13 protein-coding genes and 3 pseudogenes are annotated in these 11,862 nt (G+C 67.6%); 3 read left to right on the forward strand and 13 right to left on the reverse strand.

The features are described from left to right. Positions 1-156: 156 nt before the first annotated feature. The 13 genes and pseudogenes from ACWDVB_RS15535 to ACWDVB_RS15595 all read right to left on the reverse strand — a co-directional run bounded on the left by ACWDVB_RS15535 (position 157) and on the right by ACWDVB_RS15595 (position 10,748). Positions 157-471 carry an SCO5918 family protein gene (locus ACWDVB_RS15535; RefSeq protein WP_451515390.1) on the reverse strand — a complete coding sequence of 105 codons (315 nt, stop codon included), beginning with the start codon at positions 469-471 and terminating at the stop codon, positions 157-159. 103 nt (positions 472-574) lie between these two features. Further along, entirely contained in the window at positions 575-877 is a 303-nt protein-coding gene (locus ACWDVB_RS15540; RefSeq protein WP_451515389.1) for a CBS domain-containing protein, read from the reverse strand. A gap of 33 nt (positions 878-910) precedes the next feature. Then, complete coding sequence (locus tag ACWDVB_RS15545; RefSeq protein WP_451515388.1) at positions 911-2,374, reverse strand: DEAD/DEAH box helicase; 1,464 nt, start codon at positions 2,372-2,374, stop codon at positions 911-913. 362 nt (positions 2,375-2,736) lie between these two features. Next, a complete protein-coding gene (locus ACWDVB_RS15550) occupies positions 2,737-2,940 on the reverse strand; it encodes a cold-shock protein (RefSeq protein ID WP_004986771.1) in 204 nt (67 codons plus the stop codon). Between the two features lie 498 nt (positions 2,941-3,438). Further along, the gene (locus ACWDVB_RS15555) at positions 3,439-4,278 is read right to left on the reverse strand and encodes an urease accessory protein UreD (RefSeq protein ID WP_451515387.1); all 840 of its coding nucleotides are present in this window, start codon (positions 4,276-4,278) and stop codon (positions 3,439-3,441) included. Beyond that, positions 4,275-4,973 carry an urease accessory protein UreG gene (gene ureG, locus ACWDVB_RS15560; RefSeq protein ID WP_451515386.1) on the reverse strand — a complete coding sequence of 233 codons (699 nt, stop codon included), beginning with the start codon at positions 4,971-4,973 and terminating at the stop codon, positions 4,275-4,277. The genes ACWDVB_RS15555 and ureG overlap by 4 nt, the downstream gene beginning before the upstream one ends. Before the next feature lie 33 nt (positions 4,974-5,006). Continuing rightward, positions 5,007-5,681 carry an urease accessory protein UreF gene (locus ACWDVB_RS15565; RefSeq protein WP_451515385.1) on the reverse strand — a complete coding sequence of 225 codons (675 nt, stop codon included), beginning with the start codon at positions 5,679-5,681 and terminating at the stop codon, positions 5,007-5,009. A gap of 936 nt (positions 5,682-6,617) precedes the next feature. Beyond that, positions 6,618-8,372: pseudogene (locus tag ACWDVB_RS15570) on the reverse strand (urease subunit alpha); the annotation flags it as partial. After that, a complete protein-coding gene (locus ACWDVB_RS15575; RefSeq protein WP_451611966.1) occupies positions 8,372-8,707 on the reverse strand; it encodes an urease subunit beta in 336 nt (111 codons plus the stop codon). The pseudogene ACWDVB_RS15570 and the gene ACWDVB_RS15575, both read right to left, overlap by 1 nt. Before the next feature lie 198 nt (positions 8,708-8,905). Beyond that, positions 8,906-9,202 (reverse strand): annotated as a pseudogene (locus ACWDVB_RS15580) (urease subunit gamma); the annotation flags it as partial. Positions 9,203-9,745: 543 nt separating this feature from the next. Next, a pseudogene (locus ACWDVB_RS15585) lies at positions 9,746-10,030 on the reverse strand (serine hydrolase domain-containing protein); the annotation flags it as partial. A 15-nt stretch (positions 10,031-10,045) separates the two neighbouring features. After that, a complete protein-coding gene (locus ACWDVB_RS15590; RefSeq protein ID WP_451515384.1) occupies positions 10,046-10,399 on the reverse strand; it encodes a hypothetical protein in 354 nt (117 codons plus the stop codon). A 49-nt stretch (positions 10,400-10,448) separates the two neighbouring features. Next, on the reverse strand, positions 10,449-10,748 hold the full coding sequence (locus ACWDVB_RS15595; RefSeq protein ID WP_451515383.1) for a response regulator transcription factor: 300 nt from the start codon (positions 10,746-10,748) through the stop codon (positions 10,449-10,451). A gap of 35 nt (positions 10,749-10,783) precedes the next feature. On the opposite strand from ACWDVB_RS15595, the gene ACWDVB_RS15600 reads away from it, so the two are divergent. From ACWDVB_RS15600 to ACWDVB_RS15610, 3 genes are all read left to right on the forward strand, one after another. Further along, positions 10,784-11,026: a hypothetical protein gene (locus tag ACWDVB_RS15600; RefSeq protein ID WP_451515382.1), complete on the forward strand. Its 243-nt coding sequence runs from the start codon at positions 10,784-10,786 to the stop codon at positions 11,024-11,026. Positions 11,027-11,067: 41 nt separating this feature from the next. Then, on the forward strand, positions 11,068-11,325 hold the full coding sequence (locus ACWDVB_RS15605; RefSeq protein WP_451515381.1) for a hypothetical protein: 258 nt from the start codon (positions 11,068-11,070) through the stop codon (positions 11,323-11,325). 114 nt (positions 11,326-11,439) lie between these two features. Next, positions 11,440-11,826, forward strand: coding sequence for an LxmA leader domain family RiPP (locus ACWDVB_RS15610; protein ID WP_451515380.1), 387 nt, complete (start codon positions 11,440-11,442; stop codon positions 11,824-11,826). Positions 11,827-11,862 lie beyond the last annotated feature (36 nt).

Below are 11,862 nucleotides of genomic sequence, written 5' to 3' on the forward strand. Positions count from 1 at the left end.
TACTGTGGTGTGCTCTACCTACGTGGTATCCCCCCCCGCCGCCCTAGGGCTCGCGCGGCCCGCTGTGCGGCCCCCCCCGGCGCGTGCCGGTCGGGCCCTCACTGTGGTTCTGGTGTCGGCTCGCGGCCGCCCCGTCGAACCTGTCGATCCTGTCGGTCAGACGGCCATGGGTGCGCCCAGCATGGCGGAAGCTCGCTGGAGCGGGCTGACGGTGAGTGCGGGTGCAGGCGCGACCACGGGGAGGGTGCGGCAGGTGAAGCCGAGCTGGGCCATGGCCCGGAGGACCTCACCGGCGCTGAAGTCGCGGCGGTCCTGGCGGGTGATGACCTGGCCGACCTGCTTGACGGGGTAGTGGCGGCGCCCGATGATCACGGACTCCCCCGTGACCGGCTCGGGCTTCACGCCCTTCATCGTTTCCAGCACGCCGCTCTTGGTCAGGTCGAACGGGAAACGAGCGATGACACAGCGCATGACACCTCACAAGGAGAAGGGGAGAAGAGGGGGAGGGGGAGGGGGAGGGGGGAGACGGGGCGGGCCGACCGACCGACCGACCAACCGATCGCGATGAGCTGATTCAGCAGCGGGCGAGGGCGAAGCGCTCGCTGCCGTCGCTGATGTCACGCAGGCGGACCCGGTCCGTGTACCCGGGGCTGTCACGGATGGCGGTGAGCCGGGCCCGGGTGACCACGCCGGTGCGCTTGCCGTCCTCGTCGCAGACGAGCAGGTGTCCGACGCGGGCGCCGACCATGACGGACAGGGCCACCTCGACGGTCATGTCGTCCCAGACCTGCGGACCGGCTTGCTCCGCGGTGTCGACCGCCATCGTGTGCACGAGGTCGGCGCCCGCCGAGCGGAGCTGCGTCTGTACCGGCGTCAAAGGTGCCTCCTGCAGAGAATGAATCAGCTGGTTCTAGGCCGCCGCGTTGACAGGGGACTGCTGTACGGACGCGCGCCGTGCCGCTGAGACGGGGCGGCGTCGGCCGCGTGAGGCGGTGCCGCGCTTGGGGCGTTCGGAGACCGGCGCGGTGATGACGACCGGGATACCGGAGGGAGCCTGGGCGCCGGTGATGCGGTGCAGTTCCGCCTCACCGGAGCGGACCTGGGTGATCTGCGGACGGATCCCGGCGTCCGACATGAGGCGGACCATGCTGCGGCGCTGATTCGGCGTGACGAGGGTGACGACGCTGCCGGACTCGCCCGCGCGGGCGGTGCGGCCACCACGGTGGAGGTAGTCCTTGTGGTCGGTCGGCGGGTCGACGTTGACGACGAGGTCGAGGTTGTCGACGTGGATGCCGCGGGCGGCGACGTTCGTGGCGACGAGCACGGTGACATGCCCGGTCTTGAACTGCGTCAGGGTGCGGGTGCGCTGGGGCTGCGACTTCCCGCCGTGCAGCGCCGCGGCCCGCACGCCGCTGTTGAGCAGGTCCTGGGTGAGCCGGTCGACGGCGTGCTTGGTGTCCAGGAACATGATCACGCGGCCGTCGCGGGCGGCGATCTCGGTGGTGGCCGTGTGCTTGTCGGCGCCGTGGACGTGCAGGACGTGGTGCTCCATCGTCGTGACCGCACCGGCCGACGGATCGACCGAGTGGACGACGGGGTCCGTCAGGTAGCGGCGCACCAGCAGGTCGACGTTGCGGTCCAGGGTGGCGGAGAAGAGCATCCGCTGCCCCTCCGGACGTACCTGGTCGAGGAGCGCGGTGACCTGCGGCATGAACCCCATGTCCGCCATCTGGTCGGCTTCGTCGAGGACGGTGATGCCGACCTGGTTCAGTCGGCAGTCGCCGCGGTCGATGAGGTCCTTGAGCCGGCCCGGGGTCGCGACGACGATCTCGGCTCCGTTGCGGAGCGCGCTCGCCTGCCTGCCGATCGACATTCCGCCCACGACCGTGGCCAGGCGCAGCTTGACGGAACGGGCGTACGGAGTGAGCGCGTCGGTCACCTGCTGCGCGAGCTCGCGGGTGGGTACGAGGATCAGCCCGAGCGGCTGGCGGGCCTCGGCGCGCTGCCCGGCGGTCCGGGCGAGCAGGGCGAGGCCGAAGGCGAGGGTCTTGCCGGAGCCGGTGCGCCCGCGGCCCAGGACGTCCCGGCCGGCGAGGGAGTTCGGCAGCGTCGCGCCCTGGATCGGGAAGGGGACGGCCACGCCCTGCCTGCCGAGCTCGGCCAGCAACGGCGCGGGCATGTCGAGATCGGCGAAGCCCTCCACGGCGGGCAGCGCGGGAGTGGTCGACGTGGGGAGCGCGAACTCGCCCTGCGGAGCGGCGGGCCGACGGCCGTAACCACCGGAACGGCGCGGGGCCGCTGAGGCGCCGCCAGTACGGGCGCGGGGGAAGCGGTCGTTCGTGCGTGTGCGGTCGTTCGTGCGTGTGCGGTTCATGCGGGGAACCTTCCTTGATGCGGCGCATATCAAGGAATTCCCGCAACGATGAGCAGCGCAGAGAATTACAAGAATGGACCGTTGGTAAAACGGAAAGCGAATCCGACCGACGAGGAAAAACCTATGCGGCGTAGTCGCTGAGATGAGTGACGCGATGCGGACATTGAATCCGGAGCGTCGACTGCGGGGAGGTCATGAAGCGGGGGGCATTATGCGTACCCCCGCATGGGCATGAGCACCCGCGTACGGTGGGACTGCGGATTTCTCCGCGTCGTCCGCAGGTGAAATCACTGCGGGAAATGCGTGCAGCTGGGGCCCGCACCCCGAAGGATGCGGGCCCCAGCTGCAAGTGCGCGTATGCGTCAGGCGGGAACGATGTTCTCGGCCGTCGGGCCCTTCTGGCCCTGCGCGATGTCGAAGGACACCTTCTGGCCTTCGAGCAGCTCGCGGAAGCCCTGGGCGGCGATGTTCGAGTAGTGGGCGAACACGTCAGCGCCGCCACCGTCCTGCTCGATGAAGCCGAAACCCTTTTCCGCGTTGAACCACTTCACGGTACCAGTAGCCATGTCAATCTCCTTTGGGGCAGTACATCGGTATCCGCACTGTGCGGGCACCGTGTCGCCGCGATGATGACCCCGCCGGAAATGACCGGTAATACAAAAGTGTTCCCGTCGCAGTATGCGACCAGGAGCACTTGAAGTTTCGGGAACCACAACTGCAACTGAGACGACAGTAGCACGCCCCAGCAGCCCGCGTACGAAAAATAATTTCACCTTGCTCCCACTCTTCCCGCTGCGTCAAGAACTCTTCCCGCTTGGCTCCTTAAACTCTCACTTCGCGAACGCAGACATTGATTCCGAGGAGAGCGCGGAGGGCCCGGCTTCCGTGAGCAGCGTGGCTTCGATCCGGTCGTTGGTACGGTCGGCGCCACCTCGCCGAACTGGACGTTCAGGTCCGCAGCGCCGGATGTGGTCCCGATCGGTCTCAGGTGGTGTGGGAGGGGGCCGTGAGTGAGTCGGCTCCCCAATGGCTCCCAACCGGCCGGAGGCGGCGGGCCGTCCCCGCTAGCGAGCGAGCGCGAGTGCGTACGCCTGGTCGAGCAGTTCCCGCAGCGTCGAGGTGGTGGGTGCGACGGCGGTGGCGAGCAGTGCCGGGCCGCCCGCGAGGGGTGCGAGGACGGCGCACCCGTCCTTGGTGCCTTCGCCGAGCAGTACGGGGTCCCGTCGGACGTCGAGGCGTGGGTCCACGACCAGGAGCTGGCCGACGGCGCGGTGCCCGTTCAGGACGGCCGGGCCGTCCCAGCCGGGTTCCGGTGCCCCGTAGGCCGTGCGCTGGTCGAGCAGCGGACGCCCGGCACGGTGGACCAGGAGCCGGCTGACGAGGTGGCCCGGTTCCTCGTCGGCCCGGCCCAGGTGCTGCTCTTCCCGAAGGACCAGCCGTGCCGTGGCGGCGAGTTCGACGGTGTATGTCTGTCGCAGGTTGCTTCCGGCGGCGCTGATCAGGGGTTGCGGCAGCCAGCGCAGACGGGCGTTCTCCCCGACGGTGAGCCGCACGTCGTAGGTGGCCGCGTCGGTGGTGGGGCCGCGCAGGGCGAGCGTGGCGGCCGCCGTGGTGACCTCGAGGTCGGCCCGGTCCTCGGCGGTGATGTCGAGGGCGAGCCGGTCGCCGCCGAGTGGGGCGCTCATCGCGCCGATGATCCCCACCGTGGCGCCGATTCCGTCGGTGCGCATGCGCCGCAGGTAGAAGGGGCCGTCGCTGCGCAACTGCGGGAGGGTGGTGGCGCGTCCGTTGTGCGCGGCGCGAATCCGGGCCGTGGCGCGCACGCCGTTCGGGTGTCCGGCGGTCTCCTGGCCCTCGTCGGCCGCGGAGATGGGGTCGGCGGCGAGTTGTGGGACGGGGCTCATACGGCGGCTGCCCCGGCGCGCCACCGGGCGAGGTGGCCGGTGACCCAGTCGGCGACGTCGCGGATGCCGTCGTCGGAGGTGAGGTTGGTGAAGAGGACGGGAAGGTCGCCGCGCTGGCGCTTCGCGTCGACGGCCATGGTGTCCAGGTCGGCGCCGACGTACGGGGCGAGGTCGGTCTTGTTGATGAGGAGGAGGTCGGCGGTGGTGATGCCAGGGCCGCCCTTGCGGGGGATGTCGTCGCCACTGGACACGTCGATGACGAAGATCTGTACGTCGACGAGGCCCTTGGAGAAGGTGGCGGTCAAGTTGTCGCCGCCGGACTCGACGAGCACGAGGTCAAGGGGCTGGAGGGTCTCTTCGAGGTGCTCGACGGCTTCGAGGTTGGCGGAGATGTCGTCGCGGATCGCGGTGTGCGGGCAGGCGCCGGTCTCGACGGCGGTGATGCGCTCGGGCGGCAGGACGGCTTCGCGCAGCAGGTACTCGGCGTCCTCGCGGGTGTAGATGTCGTTGGTGACGGCGGCGATCTGCCACTGGTCGCGCAGGGTGCGGCAGAGCGCGGCGACGGTGGCCGTCTTGCCGGAGCCGACAGGGCCGCCCAGACCGACGCGCAGCGCGCGGCGGCTGCCGTCGGGGCGGAGCGGCGCGGCGCTGTGCGTGTGCTGCTGGGGGAAGGTCTCAGAGTGGTCGAGGTGCACGTCAACTCCGTTGTGCGATGGGGTGGATGGGGGTCAGGAGGCGAAGAGGCGGACGGTCCAGGCGGCGTGCTGTTCCCCGGTGATGTCAAGGAGGGGTGAGGAGGCCGACGGCAGGGCGTCGAGGCCCTCGGTCAAGGCGCGGGTCGCGGCATCGGCCGCGGCTTGGGCGACGTCGTCGGTCGCGCGGCCGAGGCGGGCCAGCAACCCCGAGGCATCGAGCGGGTCGAGACTCAGCAGACGCACCGCTGCGGTGGCCGGGCCGCCGATGTTCTCGTACGCGGCGGCATGGGCGGCGTCCACCGGGGCCAGCCCGGCGGTACGCGCGGCGAGGCCCAGAACGATGGGCTGGTGTGCGCCCCGGGGACGCGCGGCGGCCAGCTCTTCGAGTGCGGCCGAGGGGAAAGTGGCACGGGCCGCGCGCATCATCTGCCGGCCGAGTCTGCGGGCGACGGCACGCAGTGCGGGGGTGGGGGTGCGCGCGTCGGCGGCGTCGTCGAGCATCAGCGGGTCGAGCCCGGCGGCGGCTGCGGCGGCAAGACCGGCCGCCGTCAGGCCGGCGGTGTGCAGACGCCCGCGGCAGAACGCCTCCAGGCTGTCGGTGTCGTGTACGGCTTTGTGGGCGACCGCGGCCTCGACGCCGCCGGAGTGGGCGTGCCCACCGGCGGGGAAGCGGCCATCGGCCAGGAGGAGCAGGGCTGCGCGGCTCATGGGGGAGCGGCTGCCTTTCGCGGGGTCGGATAGCGAGAGACGGTGACCCGGCGCGGACACACCGTGCCCGCCCCGGGGCCCGGCCGCGGCGGTGGCGCCGAAGGCCGGGCCGACGCCGGATCAGAAAAGGAAGTACCGCTGTGCCATGGGCACTTCGCTGACGTAGGCGCGCGGTACGGTCACACCGTTGATCTCGGTGCGGGAGTCCCCTGTCGTCGCGCCACCGATGGAGACCTCGAAGGTGTTGTGGTCGACCTCGAGCGTGAACTCCTCGGCGGGTGCCCCCTGGGTGGGTGCCCCCTGGGTGGGTGCCCCCTGAGCGGGTGCCCCCTGAGCCACCTTGTTGTTCAGCAGCATGTCCTTCTTCTTGATGCCCCGCGTGTCCGTGATCGCGACGAACTCCTTGTTGAGACCGACCGTTCGCACCGTGCCGCCCGGAGAGCCCCAGGGGGCGGCAGTGGCCTGAGCAGCCCGAGAACTCACAGCCGCAAACAGGCCCGGCAGGCTCGGCAGGTTCGGCGGGCTCGGCACGTTCAGCCGGGTCAGCAGCTTCGACAAGGCCGGGAGGTCCAGCCGGTTCAGCCGTCTCAGCAGGTCCGACAGGTCCGACGTGTTTGTCAGGTTCAGCTGGTCGAGCAGTTTCGATACGTCCGACAGGCTCGACAGTTTCAGCTGGTTCAGCAGCTTCTTCAGGTCGGACCGCTTCGACAGATCCAGGTTCGACAGATTCACGTTCGACAGGTCCAGGTCCGACGGGACCACCAACTCCGCAAGCTTCGCCAGATCGGCCCGGATCGCCCGGATCGCCCGGTCCGACAGGTTCGACAGGTTCAACTGCTTCAGCAGCTTCGCCAGGTCCGCCAGGTCCGACAGGTTCAGCTGGTTCAGCAGGTATGCCAGGTCCGACGGCTCCGACAGGTCCAACGCCGCGACGGGAATTGGTTTGGCGGTGCCGAGTCGCCGGTTCAGCTTGGCGGCTTGGCCGGGGGCGGCGAAGTTCACCGAGTTGCTGCCCGGGGCGCGGCCGGTGGAGCCCCAGACCGGTCGCGGCAGGTAGGGCTGCGGTGTCGTGATCGAGCCGTTGGCGTCACCGGTCTGCGCGTAGGCGATCTGGCCGCGCTTGAGGATCCTGTGCGGCTTGACGCCGAAGAACTTCGGCTCCCACAGCACCAGGTCCGCCATCTTCCCCTTCTCCACGGAACCGACATACTTGTCGATGCCGTGCGTGATCGCGGGGTTGATCGTGTACTTGGCGACGTACCGCCGCGCCCGGTAGTTGTCGTTCGGGGCCCGGTACTTCTCATTCAGCGGCTTGAGTTCCTCATTGTTCGAGTGATTCCCGTTGTTGTCGTCTGCGATTGTTCGGACCTTCGCGTACTTCCGATCCTCGAGCAGGGTGCCGTAGCGGCTCTTCATGACGTGCGCGGTCTGCCAGGTGCGCATGATCATCTCGCCGATGCGTCCCATCGCCTGGGCGTCCGAGGACATCATCGAGATGACGCCCATGTCGTGGAGCAAGTCCTCCGCCGCCATGGTGGACGGCCGGATGCGGGAGTCCGCGAAGGCCATGTCCTCCGGAACGTCCGGGTTGAGGTGGTGGGCCACCATCAACATGTCGATGTGCTCTTTGACGGTGTTCACCGTGAAGGGCCGGGTGGGGTTGGTCGAGGCGGGCAGGACGTTCGGCTCCTTGGCCAACTCGATCATGTCCGGGGCATGGCCTCCTCCGGCACCCTCGATGTGGAAGATGTGGACGGAACGGTCACCGATGGCGTCCTTGGTGCTCTCAAGGAACCCGGCCTCGTTGAGCGAGTCGGCGTGCAGGGCGAGCTGGATCTTGTGCGACTCGCAGAAGGCCAGCGCCTTGTCGATCACCGCGGGTGTGGCACCCCAGTCCTCGTGCAACTTGAGGCCGATGACACCGGCCTCCAACTGCTCCTTCATCGCCGTAAAGTTCATCGTGTTGCCCTTGCCGAGCAGGCCGATGTTGACCGGGAACTCGTCCAGGGCCTCGAAGAGCCGGGTGAGGTGCCACGCACCAGGGGTCACGGTGGTGGACGCGCTGGCCTCGGCGGGGCCGGTGCCGCCGCCGATGAGGGTGGTCACGCCCGAGGCCAGGGCCTCATGGATCTCATCGGGACAGATGAAGTGGACGTGGGTGTCCACACCGCCCGCGGTGAGGATCCGGCCGTTGCCGGCGATGACCTCGGTGCTCGGCCCGACCACAAAGTTCTCTGCCGTCACCGATGACAGTGGCACGTCCCACGAGTCACGGGAGAGCGGCTTGAACGTCGTGATCTCGTTCATCGTCTCGGGGTTGTACGCCTTGCCGATGGCCGTGATGTTGCCGTCCTTGATGCCGACGTCGGCCTTGATCACCCCCCACCAGTCGAGGATCAGCGCTCCCGTGATGACGGTGTCCACGGGATAGTGCAGCTTGTCGCCGACCTGCCACCGCGGGTTCTTGCCCTGCGAGTCGAAGTGGGACATGCCCATCGACTCCCGGAACATCTTCCCGCCGCCCCAGACCATCTCATTGCCGCTGTTGCCCGGCCCGCCCGCCCAGTCGGCTTCGATCTCGATGGTGAGATCGGTGTCGGCCAGGCGAACACGGTCCTCGGCGGTGGGCCCGTACAGGGTCGCGTACTCGGTCCGCTTCAGCTCGTTGCTGTCGTTCTCGTAGGTACCCATCAGACGGTCCCCTTGCGCAGTCCCAGGATTTCATCGGTGGCAGGGACGGCGCCGGTGGCTTTGCTTTGGACATAGCCCTCGATCTCAACCAGCTCGACGCAGCACACGTCTCCTGGCTCGAACCGCACGGACTTGCCCGCGGCGATGTTGAGCCGGCGCCCCTTCGCCTCGGTGCACTTCGAGAGAAGTGCGCCGTTCGGGGGATTTCTCCAGACGTAGTTCGGGGACGTGCCCGTGCGGACCTCTTCCACTGTGAGACCCGGATTGACCTCGGCGAAGTGGTAGTGCGAGCCGACCTGGATGGGACGGTCGGACGTGTTCTTGACCTTGATCATCTCCGTGGCCGGCGGCTTCTTCGGGTCCGGCGTGTTGAAATGGATCGACCTGTACCAGGCGGCTTTGTCATCGCAAACGTCGCAACAGGCGTACGCGTCGGAGGCGTCGCAGTCGACGGGGCAGTTCGCTTTGCGCGCCTGGGGGTGCTCGATCTTGCCCGGGTAGACCCCGCCTTCGGACTTCACCGCGGCATCCGGGATGGGGTCGTGGATCGTCACCAGTTTGGTGCCGTCCGGGAAGGTGGCCTCCACCTGGACGACGTCGATCATCTCCGGGACGCCGTCCATCAGATCGGCGCGGGTGAGCAACTGCCGGCCCGAGTCCATGACATCGCTGACCGTCTTACCGTCGCGCGCCGCCTCAAGGGCGTGGGCGGTCAGCAGGGCCATGGCCTCGGGGTAGTTGAGGAGCAGCCCCCGGTCGCGGCGCTTCGCTGCCACGTCGGCCGCGACGTGGATCAGCAAGCGCTCCTGCTCATGCAGAGTCAAATGCACGATGACTCGTCTCTGTTGGTCGGATGGTGCCTGCGATCGGGCGCGCCGAGGTCATGGGCGATGTGCCCCGGACGGAGCCGGACGCTCTCCCCATCATCGGCGGCGAAAAGCGACAAAACCACCAAACACGGGCCGAACCACACCATCTGATGACAGCGCAGAGTATGCCGTTGTCATGTTGCCGAGCAGAAGGTGCTCGGTTCCGAATCCATCGACAAGTTCCGTGAGCCGGGTAGCTTTCCGGGACTCCGTCGACACAGTCGTCGGGCTTGAGGCTCCCTGTCCCGATCGCTCTGGCCGCCGTCGCTTCTCGTCCGTACGACGGAGGTTCATTGAGTGTCTCTCCAAGCAGCGGAACCAGTCTGAACTGCGGCGTTGAGGGATTTTCAGATCAGACAGACTTCGCCGACCACACGCGACCTGCCGTGGAGGTCGTAGTCCGCTCGACGAAGACGCGCTACGGGTCCGACCAGGGATCGGGCGGGCCCGTCGGCTGGCGCCGGCAGTCAGCGGGAGTCTCTCGACGGATTCGCCGAAGTGACTTCAGGCGAAGGCCAGCACGCGGAAGACGTCGTGGCCGTCGGTCAAGGATTTACGGTCGCGGGTGCAGTAGAGCTTGTCGGTCAGCAGTACTGCCCACCGATCTTGCTGGGGCGAGATCCACATGCCGGTGCCGGTGAAGCCGTAGTGGACCCAGACGTCGTCAGCGGGGGCGCTGCCGGGCGCGGGATGCCAGAACAGGCCGCGCACGGGGGGCTCTAGCTCGCCGGTCTGGATGGCCAATGATCCCCTGGCCCAGGCGGGACCGAATCGCACCTGCCCGGGTGCGGCGGAGGCGCGGGCTCAGACGTCGGCTGGATCATCCGACACGTCGTCCCACCAGTTCGGCTGTTCCTCTCCCACCCGGTGCGGGGCCTCGACGGGATGGGTGCAGCGCCGCATGGCCACCCTCCTGGTCTCGGGGTGAACAATTTCCTTGAGGCCGTGGTGGTCGCAGTGGAGACATGCTTCGACGACTTCGCGGTCGTACACCCAACGAATATCTGCGGACAGTCGCCGGAAGCTGCTGAGTGCGAGGGGCGCGTCGTGCCAGCGGGGGGCCTCGTACTCGGGAATGGCGTGGTGAAGTTCGATAGCCTTGTCGATCCTCCCGTTGAGAGAGGTCGCCGAGGCAGAGGCGGCTTCCGGCGGCCCCATTTCGGCATATCCGCACTGCTGGGGTTCTCCCGGCAGACGCGTACGAGTGTCAGCTCGCCACGGTGGCGTTGGCTGGAGCGAGCATGCCCAACTGGTACATCAGGATGGCGGCACGCACACGATTGGGCGTGCCGAGTTTGATGTAGATGGCCCTTGTGTGGTCTTTCACTGTCGCCGCGCTGAGGTGCAGGCGCAGGGCGATCTCCGTGTTGGAAAGGCCCTCCGCCAGCAGGGCGCAGACCTCGATCTCCCTCGGAGTCAGGGTTCCGGCACGCTCCCGGATCGCGGGCGCGATTCCTCCCTGGTTGAGCAGACTGACGACCGTCGGGGACGCCGGGTTTGCCAGCACCTGGCCACCGACGGCGCTACCTCAACGAGAGCACGGTGATGCTCGACACGCTTACCGTGGACAAGACCCAGCAGTTCATGGTGGCAACGCACACCATCGTCGACGGAGGTCCGCCGTCGACCACGCACCACGTGCTGCGGTACGCGTTACCCCTCGAGATTGACCTGCTGGCCGAACTGGCCGGTCTGCGTTTGGTGGAACGCTGGAGCGGGTGGTACCAGGAGCCGTACTCCGTGACCAGCCCTCGGCATGTATCGGTGTACGAGCGGACAGACTGAACGGCATTTACTCACCATCGACCCTAGGGACAGGGAGAAAAATGAACGATATATCCGGACTCATCGCAGCGGGCGTCACCGGCGCCCTGGGGATTGTCGGGGACCAGGCCGTACGCAAGCGGAAGAAAGCGTTCTGGAATCAGTATGGTTCCTACGAGGGGTTCCGCAGTCAGGTGGATGAGCAGAGGATTCGCTCCGTGCAGCGTGACCGCGGTGACATCGCGGCCGTAAAGGCGGTACGCGACAACTATCCGCTGGCTTCGATGGCTGTCGCCAAGAAGTATGTTGACGGCCTGTAAGGGGCAGAGTTGTTGTGCGGGCGGGGGTGGAGCCGACGGGTTTCACCCCCGCCGCCTTCTCTCCAAGAGTTCCTCGAAGGCGTTTCGCAAGCATTCCATTAATTCACTCACAGGTTGCCCATCGAGGCAGTTCAAGCAGGAATACCAGCTTTTCACCTGCTGCTGTTCCCGCGCTATCCAAATTTTGCCTCTGAGCCTTCTGGGCCACTGACCTTTCAAACTGGCCAGTTCCCTTCCCGGCGTGTTAGAAAGTCCTGCAGGCGGAGTCATTTCGCCGAATTCCGAAGTATTGAGGAGAATTCAACGAACACCACCGACCAGCTGATCTCCGGGTACGCGGCCTACGCGACGGCCGAGGAGGTCGGCGCCGGCCAGATGACCGGTGCTCCGGAGGCCAGCCCGGTGGCCCTGCCCGCCACTGTTGTGATCACCGAGAGCTCCTACGCCCTGAGTGCCGGCATCAGCATGAGTGCCGGTGTGATGTTCGGCAAGGGCTGCTGAACCTCTGGCCACGCGCCGGTACCGGCATGGCTGGTA

It is taken from the genome of Streptomyces sp. NPDC003379, from assembly GCF_053589195.1.